The organism is Paenibacillus sp. GP183 (assembly GCF_900104695.1).
Classification (GTDB): Bacteria; Bacillota; Bacilli; order Paenibacillales; family NBRC-103111; genus Paenibacillus_AI.
In genome coordinates, this window is the sequence record NZ_FNSW01000001.1 from 768,461 (window position 1) to 789,580 (window position 21,120).

Sequence of the window (21,120 nt, forward strand, 5' to 3'; positions counted from 1 at the left end):
TATCTGTATATAGAGGTTTATGTTCTCAGTGATTATACATCAGTCGTTCGACGCTTTGAAAGTTAATTTTGCGTAGACAGCTTGGATTTACCTTGCGATTTAAGTCACCCAGGCTACAATTTGATTTTATTTTAAATAAGGTGCTGCAAGCTTTCTTACGCGCTCAATGCCTTCCCACATATCGCCAGATCCGTCAAAAACAAGAGTTATAGGACCTTCATAGCCAGCTTGCTTGGCAATTTCCATACAGCGAATAAACTCAGCTTCATCCGGATATCCATCCGCATTCGTTTGTGCTTTTGCATGGATCGACTCACTGCGTGGAATCGTTTTGGTAAGTTCACCATATTTCTCTGGTCCTTTGAAATTGCCATAATCCGAGGTTAGCCCAAGGAACTCCCCGCATCCTTCTAATAAAGCAAGGCAATTATCCGCGATTGATGTTAATGAGTGAAAGTTTTCTGTAACAACGCGTACTCCTTTCGCTGCAGCATAATGACTTAGTTCCCGAAACGCATTAACTGATCTCTTCAAGGCTTCTTGATCCGTTGGGTCCGCATAACCGGCTATCACGCGCACTCTTTCAGCTCCTGATCGTGCAGCAATATCGATCCATCCTTTGATCCACACGATGTCCGATTGTCTGCGGAACTCATCCGAACTGGAAATATCACCGTATTCAATCAGCAGTGTGTAAAACCGGAGGCCTGCTTCCATGAATGAGTGTTTCAATCCTTGCAAATAAGCTTCACTTGTATCCGGAAAATGAAAATGACACACTTCCAGTGATTTAAACCCTTTCTTTGCAAGAACCGCCGGTAATTCCAGGAGAGAGATGAGTTCAGGTTCTTCTTGGGTATCTGTTATTTGAGTACGTGTTTTTTTATCCCAGCGGGTCCAATGCAATGGCCCTAGATTCCGATGTAAGCTCCAACTTGTTAATGATAAAAATGGCATACCTTCCACCCTTTCGTAACTATTGTTTGGTAGTATCTTATCAGAGCATTGCGGTGATCACAATATTTGAAAACACAGATATATCTCTTATTGTGCTGTATTTGTACCGATCGTGGGAAATGAACTACTACATGACAAAACAGACCGCCTTCAGCGGTCTGTTCATAACTGCTACTGATGATCTTCTAATTGAAATAACATTAGAGTTCAATGATCTTTGTAGCAATATTTTTGCAAAATTCATGGTCATGCTCTACAAAAAGAATGGTTGGTGAGTATTCAAGCAGTAACTCTTCAATTTGCATGCGAGAAATAACATCAATAAAATTAAGCGGTTCATCCCAAATTTGCAAATGAACCTTCTCACACAGACTTTTTGCAATCAGCACTTTCTTCTTTTGACCGCCGCTAAAAGCTGAAATATCCTTTTCAAATTGAACTCTTGAAAAATCAAGCTTTCTTAAAATAGATTTAAAAAGGCTCTCATCAATTCCGTTGCTTATAGCGTAGTCCGTTAAATTGCCCTGCAAGTGTGAGGTGTCCTGTGAAACAGAGGATATTTTAAGCTGACTTCCCCTTCTGAAAGTGCCTGTATAGTTTATATTCTCGCCGCAAATAAGTTTGATAATACTTGATTTTCCGGAGCCGTTTTTACCTTTAAGCGCAATTCGATCACCTTGCTCAATAGTAAAACTTATATCTGTGCAAACCATCTTCTCCCCGTAATAAATCGAAACTTTGTCAAGTTCAGCTAGTTGGCTTTTATGATAAGCAAGTTGTTTGATCTTTAAGCTGTCTGAGCTTTCAATATTATTAAGGAGCTTAGACCTTTCATCAATAGCTGCTTGTTGTCTATGCTCAATTGATTTAGAACGTTTCATCATTTTAGCAGCCTTGTGGCCAATATACCCTTTATCTACCCTGGAACCGGAATTTCTTGTACCGTTTTTAGTTTTTTCCACTTCATCTGACCAGCTACTCGTACGTTTTGCAGAATCCGACAAGCGTTTAATGTCTTTTCTTAGCTTTTCATTCTCTGTAAGCTCAAAGTCATCTTGTCGCTTTTTATTTTCCCACCAATCGGAGAAATTGCCTTTTTGTACTTCTATGTTGGTCTTATTGATGGAAAGGATGTGATCTACGCAGTTATCAAGAAATGATCTGTCGTGAGAAACCAGAATAAATCCACTTTTGGAATTAAGATAATCACTGACCAGTTTTCTTGCATTCATGTCCAGATGATTGGTTGGTTCATCTATTAATAAAAAGCTATTTTCCTTAAGAAATAATGCAGCGAGCAGCACTTTCGTTTGCTCTCCGCTCGACAATGACTCAAAGGGCCGATATAAAACATCTTCAGAAACCTTTAGCAATGAAAGTTCACGCATTAATTCCCAGTGATGATAGTCCGGATAAATGGCGTTGATCACATCAATGGTATTATTTTCCTTGTATTCGACATGGTAAGGGAAATATTCAAAACTGACATTAGCGGAAATATTTCCGCTGTATTCATAATTACCATGGAGCAAGCTCAGAAATGTAGTCTTACCTCTACCGTTTCTTCCCGTAAATCCTAATTTCCAATCGGTATCCAATTGAAAATTCACGCTTTCAAATATGTTATCGTAACTGCCATCATAGGCAAACGTCAGGTTTGTAACATTGATTAATGACATTAAATTATCCTCCTGCATGATAAATATAAAGCTACAAGAAAATTACTTTCTTGTAGCTCAAATAAATACAGTTAATCCAACCCACTATGGAGCAAGATAAGGATATATTGTTTGAGTGAAAAGATTTAGTAATTTTCTTGCATATAAAGAATAAAACATGCGAAAAAAACCGCTTTTATTGTTTTATTATTTTATGTAATTAGCAAGAAAAATACATTATCCTTTTCAACTCCAATCTTTAAATAAAAGTAATCTTATCATACCCATTTTTTAATTTCAATAAATTTATGAGTATTTACTATCTAATAAGTAGTGAAGATTTTCTTTTACATTTGGCCATTCTGTATCAATAATGCTATAAAATATATTGTCATGAATGGTACCGTCCGGTTTTATTCTGTGCTTGCGAAAGACTCCTTCTTTTTTGGCCCCTATTCGTTCAACAGCTCTTTGCGATCTTAAATTTTGGCCGCTAATAGAAAACTGTACGCGGATAACTTTCAGATCCTCAAAACAATATTGAAGCAGAAGATACTTACATTCTGTATTTACACTTGTTCTCCAAAAAACGGGTGATAACCATGTCCATCCTATTTCGACATTCATATTGTTCAAATCTATATCACCAATACGAGTTGTTCCAATAATCTTTCCAGAAGCTCGTTCCACAATCGTAAAAGGAATTTGAGAATCTTTGCTTTTATTTTCTAACGCATTAGTTAACAGATGATCTATTTCTTCGGATGTATTAATTGTTCTCCATGTATATTCCCATATTTCAGGGGAAATCAATACATTAGATAACTCTGGTTTATGACTATCCTCCATCGGAACAAGGTGAATGGTTTTGCCTTCCAAAATGCCATTGGTACTTATTTGCATACCGAGCAATCTCCTTTAGATTAGTTTTGCTATAAGTTACTCCAAGTTTAACCCCCACCAAACAGCAATCAAATAGATTCTACTGCTCTTTTTTTGTGTTGTACAACATATTTAATCTCATTAAGTATCTAGCCTCATATTTTCCCATAATAAAAACCGGCTATAGGCGCCGGCAAAAATCAATATCAACCACAGAAAAATCAGATATATCCAGCCCATTCTACATGAATTACATCGTTTTCCTCTTCTGCAGCTTCTTCCTCTTCCGCGCCCGCCACTTCTTGACCCTCATTTAGATCTGAAGGTTCAGCCGATTCAAGATCATCGGATTTCATACAAAACCTCCTTCTGCTTTTAGATAGGTACAATGTTAGTATTTACAATTTATATTTATCGAATGCTGATCCAAAGATGAATTGATCTATAACTTATTATCATCATATGTAATAGTTACCTGATCCCTTACCGATACTGCGGTGATCTTCCAACCGTTTGAGATTGATATCGAAATTGGATCGAAAGCATCGACTAGCACATCCCAATAGATCCTCCACCTTTAGTTCAAGCAAATGCCTATTTCGCGCACACAAAAACCCGACCTCTTGCGGTCGGGTTTTTTGAAGTAACAGCCTGTTCTCATACTGCAGATTTTTTTGGGTGCTTCTCGCTCGTTTGCTCCATGAAAATTTGATGCAGATAATCCATCAACTGCGGCCTTAGCTCCTCCCGCCGCAATCCCATTTCAACGATTGCTTTCATGTACCCGAATTTATCTCCGATATCGTAGCGGCTTCCCTTCAGTTCCAGTGCGAGCAATCCATCTCGATGGCAAGCTTCGCGCAAAGCGTCGGTGAGCTGATACTCATTGCCCGCTCCTCTTTCAATTGTTTGCAAGATCTCAAATATCGAAGGGTTCAAAATATATCTACCCATAATCGCCATATTGGATGGGGCTTGGTGAGGAGCGGGTTTTTCGATTAAATCCTGCACCGTATAGATCCGATTCTGCTGACCTGAAGCCGAAATGATTCCATATTTGCCCACTTCCGACAAAGGTACATGCTGAACACCTACGACTGGCTGTTGACAGGTATCAAAGAGTTGGATCATTTGCTGCAAGGCGGGTGGATCAGACACCATGATATCATCTCCCAGCAGAACGGCAAACGGCTCATCGCCGATAAATTGTTCAGCGCAAAGAATGGCATGGCCCAAACCGAGCGGTTCCTTTTGGCGGATAAAATGAATTTTGGCCATGTCGTGAATGCTCCGGATTTCTTGCAGCATGTCCAGCTTTCCTTTTTCGAGAAGGGTCTGTTCTAATTCCACGGATTTGTCAAAGTGGTCTTCAATCGACTTTTTATTTCTTCCGGTGACAATAATGATGCTTTCAATGCCGGATAGAACCGCTTCTTCTACAATATATTGAATCGCCGGTTTGTCAACGATAGGCAGCATTTCCTTAGGTTGGGCTTTGGTCGCCGGTAAAAATCTCGTGCCTAGTCCTGCTGCAGGGATTACTGCTTTTCTTATTTTCATGATAATTCACTCCTCTTCATCTGGTTAGTCTCTCGAAACACCCATAAACGGCTGCCTGCAAAATTTACGATTAAGCTCATTCCTGTTGCGATAAGTTTACTGAAAAGCATAGACCATCCTACATACCGGTTAAACAAGACCAGCAAGCCGTACGTGATCAGCATCATGAGCAAATATACAGCGATAAACTTGATCAATTGCCCAGTATATTGGCCGCGGTGTTGAAACGTCCAAGTACGGTTCAAGATAAAACTGTTCAATACCCCGTAGGCGTAGGATATGCATTGCGCGATCAGCAAAGGCACATCCCACAGGGTAAGGACGGTAAAAACCGCAAAATCGACTCCCGTATTGAGCAGGCCTACAACCCCGAATTTGAGCATCGCAGCCATTCGGTTATTCATAATCGATTACCCGCTTTTTTACCGTCAGTTCTCCTTTCGTCAAGCCGTGGCATTCCCGCACAATGTAGAGCGGCCGCCCTTTGGTCTCATCATAAATCCGTCCGACATATTCGCCAAGAATACCCAGCATAGCCAGAACAAATCCGTTAAAGATCAGCATGATCCCTATGAGAGACGGCCAGCCTTTGTTGGTAGCATCTGTAAAAAGAGCGAGATACAGCACATAAATCAGGTACAGAAACCCCGCGCCGGATAAAATTCCTCCCGCGTATCCCGCCAGCTTAAGCGGTTTGTAGGAAAATGAAGTGATGCCGTCCAGACAAAGCTTGAGCATTCGTTTAAGCGGATATTTCGTTTCGCCCGCAAGCCGTTCGTGGCGTTCGTACTCAATGGCAGTTTGACGGAATCCAACCCAGCTTACGAGTCCTCGAACAAAACGATTGTTTTCGTTCAGGCGTTTCATCTCATCGCAAACCTTACGGTCCATCAAGCGAAAATCGCCAGTATCAACGGGAATGTCAATCTCGGTTGATGCGCGCAGCACCCGGTAAAAAAGGCTTGCAGACCATTTCTTGAACCACGTTTCTCCTTGGCGCTTTACCCTTTTGGCGTAAACAACCTCATAGCCTTGCTTCCATTTATCGATCATCTGCAAAATGAGTTCCGGAGGATCCTGCAGGTCAGCATCAATAATGATGACCGCATCGCCTGCCGAATAGTCCATACCGGCCGTTATCGCGATTTGGTGTCCAAAGTTGCGGGAAAAATCGATTAACTTAACAGTCTCGTCCCAGTTGCCGTATTCCTTGATCATTGCAGCGCATCGATCTTGGCTTCCGTCGTTGACAAAGAGAAGCTCATAGGATTCTCCCGTTGCATTCATAACTTGCTTCAGCCGTCTGTATGTTTCCTGGATAACGGCTTCTTCGTTATACATCGGAATGATAATGGAATAGCGCACTTTAACTCTCATTGGTAATCTCTCCTTTATCATAACTTCACTTCATAGAGGGTCATATTGCCCCCGCCATCTATGGATCCGGCATTGCCGTTACCACTGCTCGTTGACTGCCAATTCGCGGGCGGGACTATCGTTCCGTGCTGGGAAATCCATTGCGTCAGTTCGGAATTGCTGTCGCCTGCCATGCCTCCGCCACCTCCGCCGATAACGAAATATTTCACTTCGCCTTTGGCCACCATAGCTTCTAATTTAGCTGCTGTATAGACCGGGTCCGAGGCCTTGAAACCTTGCAAGATAACGACCGATGCTCTCGCGTCGATCATGTAAGGAGCCGCCGTTTTGTAGTTCATCGCGGCAAACAAATACTTTTCTCCCGTGTTATTCGTTTCTAAATAAGCCAACAATTTTTCGTCTACACCGCTTTGATTGTTGTCCATGCCGGGCACGCCGTTTTGGCGCATAGCGTCTTGATTCGTACCGCCTTGGTTCATATCGACAAGACTATTACCCCCTGGGTTCGTACCCCTTTGTTTTATACCGCCAGGACCATTGCCCCCTGGGTTCATGCCCCCAAAGCCTTTGCTTGTTCCTGGACCGGCTATGGGCGTCTGACTGTTTATGCCGTAAGTGATCGGCGTCGCCGCCCAATACAGCGGTCCGATAAACAGCACCAGCAATCCGGCTATCGCCGTGAAACGGGAGATTTTCAAATTACTTGGCTTCAGCTTCAACATAACTAGCAGAATCGTTAAAATCACACCTGCTCCCGCAATCCCGATCGACCAACCACTGCCGATTTTGCTGTCAAAAGGATGAATAATATACCATTGTAGAGGCACAGTGAGCGCTACTGCAGCCGGCAGCAGCCAAGATTTCCATCCCGACCGGTTACGGTAGCTATCCCAAAGCTCGGACCAGCCCGCACCGACAAGCGCCGCGACCGGAGGAGCAAGCATAATCAGGTAATATTGATGGAAGAAGCCGGCCATACTGAAGAAAATCATTCCTGGGATCAGCCATGCGAGCCAGAATAGCGTTTCCTTATGCTTTTGGGTAAGGTTCCTTCTTCGCAAACCCGCTAGCAATAAGACAGAGCCGATCGCCGCGAACGGAATGAGCCAGCTGGCTTGACCTGACAAGCCAGATTGGAACAAACGGAGCGGACCTTTCTGTCCAGTGCCGAACGAGTTGCCTCCTGGGCCACCTGGGCCACCTGGGCCACCCGGTCCACCGTTTCCGCCTTGACCTCCTGGACTACCAGTACCGCCGTTTCCGCCCTGACCGAATTTTCCATTTGGTCCGCCGCTGCCTCCTGGACCGCCAGAACCACCGTTTCCGCCCTGACTGAAATTTCCATTTGGTCCGCCGTTGCCTCCTGGACCGCCAGAACCGCCGTTTCCGCCCTGACCGCCAGAACCACCCTTTCCGCCTGGAGCTTGATTGCCGTTCTGAACCGCAGAGCCGCCATTTCCGTTCGCTCCAGCTGCACCGTTTCCGCTTAAATTCTTCGTACCATCGCTCTGGCTTGGCGTGCCTCCTGCATTGCCCCCGCTTCGATCGCCTGTTAAACGGGAAATCCCGTTATAGCCCAGGGCAAGCTCCAATACCGAGTTGGTGTTACTGCTTCCGATATATGGACGCGCACTCGCCGGAATGGAATCCACGATGATGGCCCACGACAAGGATATGACCAACATGATCGCCGTGGCTCCAGCAAGAACGCCGATTTTCTTTTTCCAACCCATTTTTACAGCCAAGAGATAGAGGAGATACAAGGCCGGAAGCACCATGTAAGCTTGTATCATTTTCATATTGAACGCCAATCCGACCACTGCGAAAGCGCCCAGCAAACTCCATGAGCTGCTTCGCTTGATGCCTCTGTATAAGAGTGAGGCTGCGACTAACAGTGTGAATACGAGCATGCTGTCGATATTGTTCGTTCGGCTAACAGCCGCTGCAACAGGGGTACATGCCATCGCGAGCGCGCTGATTCTGGCTGCCGCCAAACCGAAGGTGGGCTTCACCATTCGATACAAGAGCAGCACGCAGCCTACACCTGCCAACGCTTGCGGCAGGATCACACTCCAGCCATGCAGACCGAAAATATAGGCGCTGATCGTTTGTATCCAGAAAGTGAGGGGCGTTTTATCTATCGTGACAGAGCCTGCGGAGTCAAGGGAAGCAAAGAAAAAATTATGGAAATTTTCCAGCATGCTTGCAACCGCGGTAGTGTAATACGTATTGACATACTTATCTGTCCAAATATTGTACCCATTCAAAAATGCCGCGAGCAGTACGATCAGTATCAATGGAATATCCGCTCGGATTTTTTTTGCTAAGTTCATTTTAATAACCACTCCTTCATTTATTCTGGTTGTATTTCGAACCCTTTCTTTGCCACTAGTTTGCAGGTTCGTTTGATATATCTCATATTGTCATACGTTGCTTAACTGCTTCTGAGCGACCGCTGAATGTTTGCTGAGTGTTGATAGATTAAATGTTTTGTTTCTTACGGTAATGTCCCATACAACTTTAACAAGATAAAAAAAGAAAACTACGTTAAGAAGCGAAGTGATGAACAATGGAAAATTATAAGGGACGCCTCCATTTGGAGATCCATAGTAAATCGTATACGTATTGATAAAAATAGTGGCGCTGTATCCTGCCGATAACCATAGCAGTCTTTTATCCCTGAGTAAGATACAAGAGATTAGAGCCAATGCAGCGGCCGGAAACAAGTATCTCTCGTGCATGCTGCTAGAGAACGTAAATACGCCGGCAATCTGGAGCAGCGCTGCAGCGGAGGCATATGTCGCATTTCGTCCCTTGATATAAATAAAGAATGAAAGAGCGGTAACCAAGACGATAAAAATCATGCCCCATGTATGATAGCTGAATATAAACAGCGTAGACGAAGCCTGCTTATAATTCGCTCTTAGAAGGCTGAAGAAATTGAACGCATTGACAGAGGCATAAGGATATTCTCCTAACGTTTTGGAAAAAAGCTTAATGATCCAAAGCGGTTGTTGATTATATGAAAAGGGCAAAATGATGACAAGCGCAGTGCCTAACATAGTAACAGCCGCCGTCAAAAAACGTTTTACACTTTTCAGCCGTACCAGCTCGAAGAACAACACCGGCAGGAAAATGATCCCTTGTGGTTTCATGAGCACGGCTGCCGTAAACAATGCGGCTGACAAGCTTACCTTTTTCTCCGTTAATAGGAGTACCGCTAAGACAACGATCATTGCAAAGAATGAATCCACCTGTCCCCAGAACGTGGAATTAATGAAAACGGCCGGATTAAAGATATATGCCGCGGATATCATTAGGCTCCATTCTAGAGAGAGATACTTGACCGCCAACCTGTAGATGAAATACGCGGTTGCAATATCCGCTAATATGGAAGGCAATTTGATAAGCAAAGTAAAATAAGAGCTCAATGCGGGCAAGGAAGCCAATTTTCCTACTAAAAATAAAACGTAGATATAAAAAGGCGGGTAATCGCTGAAACCGTGGGTATAAAATCCGCCAAGATTTTGGGCCGCTGAAGTTGCCCAACTACTAAAGAGTCTGATGTCCGTTGGAAACCCGCCGATCCATGGAGCGGCAGCAACTCTCAAGAAAAGTCCTGTTCCCAATAGGGTAAATACGATTATCTTTTTATCAACGTGCCTGATTTTAAGGTTTTTTCGGGAAATCAGATAGTATGAACCGGCCAATAGCCCGAAAAACAGCAAACCATATACAGAAAGAGACGTTGCGTATTTTGTTTCTGAATTTGCCGAGCCTCTAACCATATTCCCATTCGATTTACCTTTCGGATTACCGTCCGAATTGCTATTCGGCGGATTCATATTTCCCTCCAGGAGATGCCCTGCCGCGTTTTGAATTTTGGGAAGGAACGTTATTTCCGGGAGGTGCTGGATTCGTGTCATTGAAGTTATTATCTTGCCTGAACCCTTGCTGCGGCCTCTGGTTTGCCATGGATGTAGTACTGCTGCCTTGATAATGCCATATAGAATAAATACTCAATAAAACTGTGATGATAAGGATCAAAAGCAATCCTATATTTTTATACGCAAGTTTATAATCGATTTTGTTCTCCATTTGTTTACTCGACCTCCATTCTCAATACAATAAAGGCTTTTAATTAATCGGGCATTAATGCCAACTGAGCGTTGACTGAAGGAATGCTGAAAATTCGCTGAAGAAATAACAAAAAAACGGCTCTATTCGCCGTGTTAGCGAACAAAGCCGTTTTCCAAATTCTAATCGTGTTTCCGTGTATCGTTTCCCGTTCTTTGATGGATTAAGGATAAATTTTTTCGCCCTTCTCAAGCATCAATACAAACTGTTGAATTCGTTTTGCCCGTGTTTCTTGCTTCTTGACATTATGGATTCTGAACAGGATTGCATATTTATTTTGTCTATCCAACTTATCATAGAATGCCTTCTCCTTTACATTACGCTCCAGTTCAATTGCGAAATCTTCTGGCATAGAGGCGTTACTTTGCGATTCATAGGCCTTATCCCATAATCCGTTCTGTTTGGCAGCTTCAATCACTTTGAATCCAGAGGGCTTCATTCTTCCATTTTTGATAAGCAGCTCAGCTTTTTCTTTATTAATTTTTGACCATATGCTCTTTGCCCCACGCGGACCAAATCGTTGAACCCACATTTTATCATCAAACTTTTCCTTTTGGCTGTCTACCCATCCATAACACAATGCGCTTTCGAGAGCTTCATCATAGGATACAGAAACCACGCCGGAATTTTTTTTCGCGATTTGCAACCGGATTCTCAGTGAAGTGTCATGATTGTTCTCAAGCCAATTCTCGAAAGATTGCTGGTCGCCAAAAAACATATGCGGTATTTCATTGGATTTATGGTTCACTTGATTCGCCTCCTAATTGTAGTGTATAACAGTTCCCCATATCCTAAATTTATTTCAGCTGAATTAACGTTTCCTCACACCACTGTATGTTTGCGCGAACTTGCAATAATCCATAATTAAGTGTTATTAACCAATATTTGCTGTTTTCATCCTGAGGCTCGCAGTCAAGTATGTTTTTTTGAACATCCAGATAGACTGACAATAGTGTTTTTAATTTCTCCAAAAACTTTTCAATATGCAGGATATTCACTTCTCCCGGTACGTTTAACCCAAAAAACAATTTCAGCAGCAATTCATTTTTTTGTTCTATCGGATATTGTCCTATTGGCCCAGAAAGCCAATCTATTAAAGTTTGTCTGCCTTTCTCATTAATCGAATATACTTTACGGTCAGGTTTTCCTTCCTGTTCAATGACCTGCATGGTCACATCGTTCGTTTTCAACAATTGATTTAAGGCAGGATAAATCTGACCGTAATTTTCACTCCAAAAATACCCTGTACTCTGTTCCATAAGTTTCTTAATATCATAGCCAGAATGGGGTCCTAAGCTCAATATTCCCAAAATAGCGTTTGTGGTGTTCTCATTTGCCATTTTTCACTCACCTATATTCTAATTGGATTGCGGGTTATCAGGGGTTGGAACAGCAGGCACATTATCTCCGCCTAGTCGTTTTCTTGCTGTTTCCATTTTGCCGGTTGCCGATACATGCTCTCCTGCTTTGGCTAAACCAAACTTTGGCATATTCCCATAAATAGATTCATATTTACCGCTTTCGATTATATATGATTCGTGATAAATGCCCACTGTTCCTTCCGTGCCGATCGATTGATTGAATTTTTTCCAAGCTGTTAAATGAATTCCTCCTCGTGAATATTTCTCCAGATGCTCGTAGGATTTCCAATATTGAACCAGCGTAATTCCTCGCCAATTGAAGAAAAACTCTGTGCTTAGAAATCCAGTTTCAGGGTTATTGTACAGTTCATTGATCATTGGCCCCATTGCCTTGACAACGGGAACCCATTTTTGAAAAGCAAAAAGTCGATTCACCCTCATCCCAATAATAAAAACGACAAAGGAACCGTCCATGCGTGCCGCAAATCTTCCAGGAATAACTTTAGCCACATTCATCACTCCATATATATATTTAATAAATATATATTATTATAATATATGATTAAATGCTACTAATAATTTGGTCTTTATTCAATCAGGCAATAAAAAAAGTCGCGATTTAAGCGACTTTAGTGAGACATAAATATCTTTATGCTAAAGCTAGATCAGGTAGCGATCGAGCCTCCATTTACGAAAATAATTTGCCCCGATATGTATGAAGCATCGTCCGAAGCCAGCAGTACATAAGCAGGAGCCAACTCAAACGGTTGCCCCGGGCGCCTCAATGGAACCTCCGTTCCAAATGTTGTCACTTCTTCTGCCGTAAACGCAGATGGGATTAAAGGCGTCCAAATCGGTCCTGGGGCTACCGCGTTAACTCGAATGCCTTGATCGGCAAGCGAGAGGGATAAAGAGCGGGTAAAGGAAACAATGGCTCCTTTGGAGGCCGTATAATCAATCATGAAGCCCATTCCTGAAAAGGCGGTATCTGAGGTCGTATTAATGATGGAGCTACCTGCGCGAAGATGGGGCAAAGCGGCTTTCGTCATATCAAAAAACGAAATAATATTGGTTTGGAACGTATTCATCAGCTGCTCTCTGGTAATATCCATAATGCTTCTTTGATGAAACTGTACACCGTGATTGTTAACTAGAATATCGAATCGTCCATAGTTTTTTATCGCTGTTTGCACAACAGCATGGCAGTTTTCCTCCTGTCTTAAATCTCCAGCAATGGGCACACATTGACGCCCGAGATTGTTAATGATTTGCCTCGTTTCTGCCGCATCCTGGTGTTCATCGAGATAGGCAATAACCAGATCCGCACCTTCCTTGGCAAAAGCTATAGCGACCGCCCGTCCAATCCCGCTATCCCCCCCTGTAATAATCGCCACTTTATTTTTCAACTTCCCGCTGCCTGTATAGGCAGGATTATCTGATAACGGACGAGGATTCATCAAATATTCAAACCCTGGATGCCTATTTTGATGCTGCGGCGGAAAGACGACAGGGATGTTGGTACTTTGCTGCTTCCAACCGATATACGGATATATGAAATAAGTCATAATCATCTCTTCCTCTCGGTTTCGATTTCATATCACACTTTATTCCATTGGATTTAAAAAATGCCTGCTAACCATGATTAAACTGTCCCAATGCTTTCGTTTTTTCAGAGTTCGAAAGATCCGTAAATATGTAATCATAAAGACAGAAAAAAGCCCCGAATCAGTGATTCGGGGCGAGAATTAATTTCATTTAAGTTGTAATAGTCGCTCGATAACAATCGCAGTTTGGGCCCGCGTTACAACATCTCCTGCCGCAAGATAGGCAGTGCCTTTTGAGTCTGCCTTACCGCGAATAATCCCTGTGTAAGCTACAATCGCCCAATCGCTCTTTGTATTAACATTCAGCTTTTCTTTATCAGCAAAGGAATCCAACGATTTCAAAATATCACTGTTCACCGATGGTTGTTTATTAATTACCTTCATTGCTTTGGACAGCAGAACAGTCATTTGCTCTCGAGTTAATTTTACGTTTGGATCTGACGGGTCAGCTTCCTTGAGATCAAATGAATTGAAATTTAGAGCTTTACGAAGGACTTGGATGAAGTCACCTAATGAAATTTCTTTTTCCGGTTGAAATTGGTTTGTACCTTGAGCGGCGCTTAATATGGCTTTGTTTTGCAAGTCCATTTCAGCTAAAACGGCTTCAAACGGTTGCCCGTTTAAATCCGAGTAAAGATTGGACGGAGTATCTGAAGAATCTTGAATTCGGCCTTCGATTTTAGGAGCCACAGTTCCTTTTTGCTGAATGTAATCCCCAACTACTTTTGACAATACTGGACCGGCATTTTTGTCCAGCAGTACCTTGGACCCCTTCAAGACATCGTAACCGTCTCCGCCCTCTGCGACAAAATCAACGACCGAAATCGTGTAACGAGCTTTACGATCAATTGCCTTTCCATTGACTTTAACGTCAATTATACGAGCCCCAGGAGTCAGTTTGGGGTTATACACAAACTGAATACCGCTCACCTGCGGGAACCGCCCGGCACCGCTTTCGATTTGGCTAACGCCATTTTCGAGCGCTTGATAAAGCTGATCTCCCGTTATCTCCAGCTTTTCAACATAGTTCGTGAAAGGCATAGCGTCCAGGATGTCCCTCTTGGTTAGCGGACCTACCGGGAAAATACGTTCTGCACGTATGCCCCCGCCATTAATGAGCGCTATGTCTGCCTTCGTATAATCTTTCATTGCGTCTGCTACCAGGTTACCGATAGCCGTTTCCTTTTTTCTTTGGGTTGATTTCATGACATCCAGTTCGGTTTGTGTGGAACCGATTTGCACTTCAAGCTCTTTGCTCAGCTTTGAATTGTAGCTGTCCATTACAGCTTTGACGTTCGGATCCGGCTGATAGCCTTCCTTAACCACATCTGTTTTTAGTGCGTAACGATGATAATTAAAATCAGCCACTTTGCCATTTTGAAAGTTAAAATTAATTTCACCAAGGTATGTAAATTCGTCTCCAATGAACCAAAGCAGAGTGTTATGAATTTTTTCCGGGCTGTCATAGGCAAAAGCGGCATGGTCTCCAACAATCAGATCGATTCCATCCACTTTTTCTGCGACGATTCGAGCATCAGGGCTCGTGAGATGCGAAGTCACGATGATAAATTGTGCGCCTGCTGTCTTCATTTCAGGGATAATCTTTTTCATCGCTTCAACAGGATTTAATACGACAGCGTTTGGTCCCATAGAAGTAATTTGTGGTGCTTCCTCGTTAATGAGTCCGGTGATCCCTATTTTGACTCCATTTACTTCTTTAATAATAAATCTTTGTGCTCCAGATTCCTTTGCAAAAACATCTCCCGTTCTTTTGTCTACGGCGTTTGCGCTGACCCAAGTAAATTTACTTGCTTTCACCAATTTGGACAGCTGGTCCGGTCCCATGTCAAAGTCATGGTTGCCAAACGTATCCACATCGAGCTTGCCTGCATTAAAAGCATCTACGATGGGTTGTCCTTGAAAAGTGGAAGAAATAACAGATGTGCCAAGATCATCGCCGTTACCAATGAACAAAGAATTTGGCTTATCCGCCTTGATTTTGTTCGCGATACCAAAATAATTGGCAATATTATTGGGCTCTTTCGGATTTCCAAAGTTCCCGTGAAAATGTGTGTCATGAATGATCGTAAAGCTGGTTTGTGATAACGCATGTTGGGATTTTTCAAAAGTCGGTCCTACAAATTCGGACTTTACAGGACTTGCACCTGGGGCAGAACCGTCATGAGCAAAAATGGTAAGCGGAACAGAAAGCCAAATTAATCCTGATAATACCGAAACCAGACCTTTCTTTCTAATCGTTAAGGAAATTTTCATAGTTTAACGTCTCCTTCATTTAATAGATTAACTCCTACATTGTACAAAAGAATAATTTTCTTTATAACATGATATTGTAAAGTAATTGTAAATTTTGACCATGTCTCTTTGTATTCCTAACAACATCAAAACGTATTCATTTTTATTTGACCGCTTCGAATCGCGAGCCGTTGAAACAGCGGGATTGACAGCAGGCAGCCGACGGTGACGGCAATCAGGAACAGAAACCAGGCACCGCGTAAATCCTTCAGGACAAACGTCATGCTCAGCATAACGCAGCGGGTGGCAACGAGTGTAATTTCCCGCCAGACGAGGAAGGACGCCTGCTCTGCTTTCTTGAAATGCTGGATGGCGCGGAACTGCTGCGAATTCCATACCGTGCCGAAATAAAACATGCCGACGGACGTCAGAACATTGGAGAACACCATCGTCAACGGGACCGGGATGATGGCGATGAGAAATCCTAAGGCAAGCAGCGCTGTACCGATCCATAGCCAATAGTCTTCATTAATTTTGAAGCGTCGATATAGCCACAAGCCGAGCAAGGCGGACATCGTATACAACAGGTTAAGCATAGCAATGTGCAGCTTGTTTTGCGTCACAGAGAACGTAAAAAGTAGCGTGAACAAGTTCTGGAACTGCATGAAAATGCCCGCTGCGAGCAATGAAAGAAGCATCCAACCGGCGCCGCTAAACGAGAACCCGAGCCGAAAGCTGAGCATGGGTGGGAGAACTGGCTCCTGCCGCAGCTCCTTCATTGCTGAGACTAGTGAGATTTTCGGCATGAAGAATGAGTAGACAAGCAGCGCAAGCAGGAACAAGAGCATAAGCACGAATGTGCTGCCATAGCCGAACCAATCAATCGCTTTCGCCGCAATAAACGGCACCGCAATCGAGAGCGCTTGTGAAATGACGTTTACTGCCGCAAAGTAGGCGCTGAACTCACCCTCTTTGCCGTTCAGCGAGATGCCGAGATTTTGAATCGATTGGAACAGCCCGAACATAAGACCGACTGGGATGCCGAGCAGCACGATCCACAGATAGCGATTTTCCAGCTGGACCGTCATCAAATAAGTAAAGGCCGCTCCTCCGCTAATGGCAGACAGGCAGAGCGGCAGCCGGATGGTGAAACGCGTCAGCAGCTTTGCGCCAATATAGAAAGCAAGTCCCCAGCAGACGAACATCACCAGGTTGTAAAATGCGACTTCGGCAACTTTATGGTTTTTCTCCCATATATACAAGTTTACGAATATGCCGATATAGATTGAAATCATGGAGCTCATGACGTTCAGCATCAGCATTTTGCGAAGATATTTGGACACAAGACAGCACCTCTCCGAGATCACCCGGGTTGTTCCGGATCAGATTTAGCGCACAAAGAAACAACCTTAGTCTGAAGCACTGACTAAGGTTTGCCGTTCCGAGCGCTTATTTACATCTTAGGGGGAAATTCCTTTTTTCAGAATAGAATATCTTCCTAGAAATCTTGAATTATTTCTTGAAATATAATTTTTCCTCCATTAAGGCACTTTTACTGTAAAAGGCACGGTGAATACTTTACCGTTTTGCTGGAATTGACCCCAGATCTTATATACGCCACTTTGCGGGAAAGTGGTCATAAATTTCGCGTCAGGCCCTTTGGCCCTCTCTTCCGTTGGATGTACATGCAGGTAATTCTCGGCATCCTGGCTTAAAATGACGACGTGTCCTACTGCACCGAGGTAAGGCTGAAGATCTGTCACAGGCTGCTTCGTTTGTGCATCTTTGATGTTAAAATTGAGGTTCAATTCCATATTGGCCATCAAATGACCAAACGAAAGGGTCACTTCTTTGCCGTCGACGACTTTGGTGAGGGATGCATCGGGTTCGATCGGTTTGGCTGCCGGAGCACTACCTAGAGCGGTGAACCACTGGCTTTTGTTCATCGCCGTCATGCCGGATGGCGTGAAATCAGCAATGACTTTGTAGTCTCCGGCTGCCGGAAACTGCGTGGTCACGGTGAACTGGCCCTTGCCTTTGTAATCTGGGTGAATGTGGTTAAAAAACGACAGGTCTTTGCTCACCACAATTAGATGAAGCTGCTTCTCATGTACCGTATCAAATTTTTCGATTGCCTTGCCGTTTTTGTCTTGGATTTGGATCGTTACCGTTGTGTCTTGGTTAGGTTGAGGTTTAATCAATAGATAAAGCAAACTTTGCTTGAACGTCGCTGCCTTGTTTTGCATCTGTACCATGTCCTGCTTGTGGGCTTCTGCTGTGATCCATTCCCGGCATGTCACCATGTGAGCTTCCGCCGCCTGATTTCCCACATGCCGCCAATAATAAGGCGGTAATAATAAGTAATAAAGCTATCTTTTTCACAATGAAATCCTCCTAAAAATCTGGTTCGTTTTCTATAGGTTGCTTGCTTCACGCAGTGTTTCCATGGCTATTCGCTGAGTAAATTTTGAAAATTTCTCTTTCTTTTTCCCGTGATTCTTAAAATAGTCGATGAGCCCTAACACAACAGGGATTAGTTTATCCGCCGGCACGCCTGAAGCGAACATCATCGCAAATGACGGCTTTATGGATTTCGGCTCACCGCCGATATAGACATCAAAGTTGTCTTTCATTTTCACAACGCCGATATCCTTTAACAGCGGTTCGCTGGTACCTAGAGCACAACCAGCGTAGCCAATTTTAAGCGGTGATGGTGTTTCAATACCTGCAATCGCTTGATTTAGCCTCTCAGCTATTTCAAGCCCCGCGTCTTCGGCTCCTCTGCAAAAATTACAGGTGATTAAACTTTTAGTTACAAAACCAGCAGGATAAATTTCTAGACCAACCTCTTTTAACTTCCTTGTAAATTCCGCAATCCGTTCTTCTTGCATCTCGACATACAACTGCTTAAACGTGGTGAGTTCAATTTTGGCATTTTCACCTGCGTACAATCCAATCTGAGCCAGCTGCTCTGATGTAAACAAGCTGCCACCCACTTCGAAACCCGGTGTTACCGCAATTTTTACCAGTCCCAAGATCTCACCTCCCAAGTCGTATTCGCTGCAGTCGTAGCGCGTTTAGTACAACCGATACGGAGCTAAGAGCCATAGCAGCTCCAGCAACCCATGGAGCCAGAAGCCCTACTGCTGCAATGGGAATACCAAGTGTATTGTATCCAAGGGCCCAAAACAGATTTTGCTTGATATTCGTCATTGTTCTTCGGCTCATGTATATGGCTTCAGCAATGCTTGTAAGTTCCCCACGCATCAGCGTGACATCAGCTGCTTCCATGGCAATGTCGGTTCCTGTGCCGATCGCAATGCCGACATTTGCAGTGGCAAGAGCTGGTGCATCGTTAATGCCATCCCCCACCATCGCTACGATACGGCCACTTTCTTGAAGTTTCCTCACTTCTTCGGCTTTACCCTCTGGAAGCACCTCGGCAAGCACGCGCTCAATTCCTACCTGTTTGGCGATTGCTTCCGCGGTACGTTGATTGTCTCCGGTCATCATGATCACTTCGAGGCCCATCTGCTTAAAACGCGTGATCGCTTCTTTGGACGATTCCTTAATCGTATCCGCGACAGCCACCATGCCAACGTATTGTTTATCAATGGCTGCCATCATCGCCGTTTTGCCTTCGGATTCGAAACGTTTCATGGCAGCTGCCGCATCATTGAATGAGATATTTTCCATCAGAAGCAGTTTACGCGTTCCGACGAGTACTTCTTTTCCTTCCACGACGGCCCGAATGCCATAGCCAGGGATGGCTTCGAACTGCTCCGTGTGCGTAAGCGTAATCCCTTTTGCGATAATGCCAGCGACAATGGCTTCCGCGAGTGGATGCTCGGATGGCTTCTCGGCGGATCCCATCAAGCGAAGAGCTTCATTTTCGTCCATGCCTACTATATGAACATCTGTGAGCTCCGGCTTGCCCTTTGTGACTGTTCCGGTTTTATCAAGGATGATGGTTTGCACCTTTTGCATTGATTCCAGATGCTCGCCGCCTTTAAACAAGATCCCATACTCGGCGGCCCTGCCCGAACCTGCCATGATGGAGGTCGGCGTTGCCAGTCCTAATGCACAGGGGCATGCGATGACAAGAACCGCAATGGACTTTTCAAGTGCCGCTGCGAATTCGCCCGGATTAATCCATACAAACCAAACCAAGAACGTGACGATCGCGATACCTACAACAATCGGTACAAAAATGCCGGAAATCACGTCGGCCACTCGCTGGATCGGAGCTTTCGAGCCCTGTGCTTGCTCCACCACTTTGATGATTTGGGCAAGAGCAGTTTCCTTACCGACTCGCGCCGCTTTCAATTTTAGGCTGCCGTTTTTATTAACCGTTGCTCCTATGACGCTATCTCCAGCTTTTTTATCGACAGGTATACTCTCGCCAGTCAGCATGGACTCATCTACCGACGAATTCCCTTCCAATACTTCTCCGTCTACCGGGATCTTTTCACCTGGTTTTACAAGCAGCACATCGCCGATAATCACTTGGTCAACCGGGATCGAAATTTCAGTACCGTCCCGAATGACAAGAGCGGTTTTAGCTTGAAGTCCCATCAGTTTTTTGATCGCTTCCGACGTGCGTCCTTTTGCCAGTGCTTCAAAGAGCTTTCCTAGAACAATCAAAGTAATTAAAATCGCACTTGTTTCGTAGTACATATCCGGAGCATGATGGGCTTGCTTATTTGCCGACCATTCAAGCGTTAAATACAAGCTGTAGAAATACGCGGCGGATGTTCCCAGTGCAACCAGCACGTCCATATTCGCACTTTTATTGCGGAGAGCTTTGTATGCCCCGACATAAAATTGTCGGCCGATGATGAACTGAACCGGTGTCGCAAATGCTAGCTGCATCCAAGGATTCATGAGAAATTCCGGTAAATAAATCCATGAGGTAAACGAAAAGTGAGCAACCATCGCCCAAAGTAGAGGTAGAGAAAGAACAGCGGATATCAACAACTGCCTTTTTTTGTGTGAAATCTCTTTTTGTTTATAATCTATTGGATTTGCTTCCTCTACTTTTTGGAAGGCTTTGTAGCCGAGTTGTTCTACTTTTTTTGTCATATCGCTGACCGAGACTTGGGACGCGTTGAATTCGACATGGGCCGTCTCTAAGGCGAGATTGACAGAGACTTTACTGACCCCAGGCATCTTGCTGAGTCCCTTTTCGATGCGAGTGGCACAAGCAGCACACGTCATACCGACCAGTTCAAAATCGGTTTGTTCTTGTTCTTGCTCTAATGGTTTTTCCATGGATATTACCCCTTTACCTATATACCCATATGGGGTATATTTTTGTGAAAAAAAATAGGT

Annotated in this window: 19 protein-coding genes and 1 pseudogene; all 20 read right to left on the reverse strand. The window is 43.9% G+C overall.

Going from position 1 to position 21,120, the window contains the following annotated elements:
- Positions 1-126: 126 nt before the first annotated feature.
- Positions 127-957, reverse strand: coding sequence for a sugar phosphate isomerase/epimerase family protein (locus BLV33_RS03855; protein WP_090788442.1), 831 nt, complete (start codon positions 955-957; stop codon positions 127-129).
- A gap of 200 nt (positions 958-1,157) precedes the next feature.
- Positions 1,158-2,636: an Lsa family ABC-F type ribosomal protection protein gene (locus tag BLV33_RS03860; protein ID WP_090788444.1), complete on the reverse strand. Its 1,479-nt coding sequence runs from the start codon at positions 2,634-2,636 to the stop codon at positions 1,158-1,160.
- 285 nt (positions 2,637-2,921) lie between these two features.
- The gene (locus BLV33_RS03865; RefSeq protein ID WP_090788446.1) at positions 2,922-3,518 is read right to left on the reverse strand and encodes a GNAT family N-acetyltransferase; all 597 of its coding nucleotides are present in this window, start codon (positions 3,516-3,518) and stop codon (positions 2,922-2,924) included.
- 200 nt (positions 3,519-3,718) lie between these two features.
- Positions 3,719-3,853 carry a hypothetical protein gene (locus BLV33_RS30385; RefSeq protein WP_290439039.1) on the reverse strand — a complete coding sequence of 45 codons (135 nt, stop codon included), beginning with the start codon at positions 3,851-3,853 and terminating at the stop codon, positions 3,719-3,721.
- Positions 3,854-4,154: 301 nt separating this feature from the next.
- The gene (gene galU, locus BLV33_RS03870) at positions 4,155-5,057 is read right to left on the reverse strand and encodes a UTP--glucose-1-phosphate uridylyltransferase GalU (RefSeq protein WP_090788448.1); all 903 of its coding nucleotides are present in this window, start codon (positions 5,055-5,057) and stop codon (positions 4,155-4,157) included.
- Positions 5,054-5,461 carry a GtrA family protein gene (locus tag BLV33_RS03875; protein ID WP_090788450.1) on the reverse strand — a complete coding sequence of 136 codons (408 nt, stop codon included), beginning with the start codon at positions 5,459-5,461 and terminating at the stop codon, positions 5,054-5,056. The genes galU and BLV33_RS03875 overlap by 4 nt, the downstream gene beginning before the upstream one ends.
- Positions 5,454-6,434 (reverse strand): glycosyltransferase family 2 protein, encoded by a 981-nt coding sequence (locus BLV33_RS03880; RefSeq protein WP_090788452.1) that lies wholly within the window; start codon positions 6,432-6,434, stop codon positions 5,454-5,456. Before BLV33_RS03880 ends, BLV33_RS03875 begins: the two co-directional genes overlap by 8 nt.
- A 17-nt stretch (positions 6,435-6,451) precedes the next feature.
- Positions 6,452-8,767: an ArnT family glycosyltransferase gene (locus BLV33_RS03885; RefSeq protein WP_090788454.1), complete on the reverse strand. Its 2,316-nt coding sequence runs from the start codon at positions 8,765-8,767 to the stop codon at positions 6,452-6,454.
- 90 nt (positions 8,768-8,857) lie between these two features.
- Positions 8,858-10,279, reverse strand: coding sequence for a glycosyltransferase 87 family protein (locus tag BLV33_RS03890; protein ID WP_090788456.1), 1,422 nt, complete (start codon positions 10,277-10,279; stop codon positions 8,858-8,860).
- Complete coding sequence (locus BLV33_RS29180; RefSeq protein WP_090788458.1) at positions 10,263-10,532, reverse strand: hypothetical protein; 270 nt, start codon at positions 10,530-10,532, stop codon at positions 10,263-10,265. The genes BLV33_RS03890 and BLV33_RS29180 overlap by 17 nt, the downstream gene beginning before the upstream one ends.
- Positions 10,533-10,734: 202 nt before the next feature.
- The gene (locus BLV33_RS03900) at positions 10,735-11,319 is read right to left on the reverse strand and encodes a YdeI/OmpD-associated family protein (RefSeq protein WP_090788460.1); all 585 of its coding nucleotides are present in this window, start codon (positions 11,317-11,319) and stop codon (positions 10,735-10,737) included.
- 49 nt (positions 11,320-11,368) lie between these two features.
- Complete coding sequence (locus BLV33_RS03905) at positions 11,369-11,911, reverse strand: PadR family transcriptional regulator (protein ID WP_090788461.1); 543 nt, start codon at positions 11,909-11,911, stop codon at positions 11,369-11,371.
- 18 nt (positions 11,912-11,929) lie between these two features.
- The gene (locus BLV33_RS03910; RefSeq protein ID WP_090788463.1) at positions 11,930-12,442 is read right to left on the reverse strand and encodes a DUF4188 domain-containing protein; all 513 of its coding nucleotides are present in this window, start codon (positions 12,440-12,442) and stop codon (positions 11,930-11,932) included.
- Positions 12,443-12,597: 155 nt separating this feature from the next.
- Positions 12,598-13,497, reverse strand: a complete 900-nt coding sequence (locus BLV33_RS03915; RefSeq protein WP_090788465.1) for an SDR family oxidoreductase — start codon at positions 13,495-13,497, stop codon at positions 12,598-12,600.
- A 186-nt stretch (positions 13,498-13,683) separates the two neighbouring features.
- Positions 13,684-15,810 (reverse strand): bifunctional metallophosphatase/5'-nucleotidase, encoded by a 2,127-nt coding sequence (locus tag BLV33_RS03920; protein ID WP_090788467.1) that lies wholly within the window; start codon positions 15,808-15,810, stop codon positions 13,684-13,686.
- Between the two features lie 125 nt (positions 15,811-15,935).
- On the reverse strand, positions 15,936-17,132 hold the full coding sequence (locus BLV33_RS03925; protein ID WP_090788469.1) for an MFS transporter: 1,197 nt from the start codon (positions 17,130-17,132) through the stop codon (positions 15,936-15,938).
- A 198-nt stretch (positions 17,133-17,330) separates the two neighbouring features.
- Positions 17,331-18,044, reverse strand: coding sequence for a hypothetical protein (locus tag BLV33_RS03930; protein ID WP_171909001.1), 714 nt, complete (start codon positions 18,042-18,044; stop codon positions 17,331-17,333).
- Complete coding sequence (locus BLV33_RS28680) at positions 17,983-18,171, reverse strand: hypothetical protein (RefSeq protein ID WP_139305683.1); 189 nt, start codon at positions 18,169-18,171, stop codon at positions 17,983-17,985. Before BLV33_RS28680 ends, BLV33_RS03930 begins: the two co-directional genes overlap by 62 nt.
- Before the next feature lie 32 nt (positions 18,172-18,203).
- Positions 18,204-18,824 carry a nitrite reductase gene (locus BLV33_RS03935; RefSeq protein WP_090788471.1) on the reverse strand — a complete coding sequence of 207 codons (621 nt, stop codon included), beginning with the start codon at positions 18,822-18,824 and terminating at the stop codon, positions 18,204-18,206.
- Between the two features lie 4 nt (positions 18,825-18,828).
- Positions 18,829-21,033 (reverse strand): annotated as a pseudogene (locus BLV33_RS03940) (heavy metal translocating P-type ATPase); the annotation flags it as partial.
- Positions 21,034-21,120: the final 87 nt, after the last annotated feature.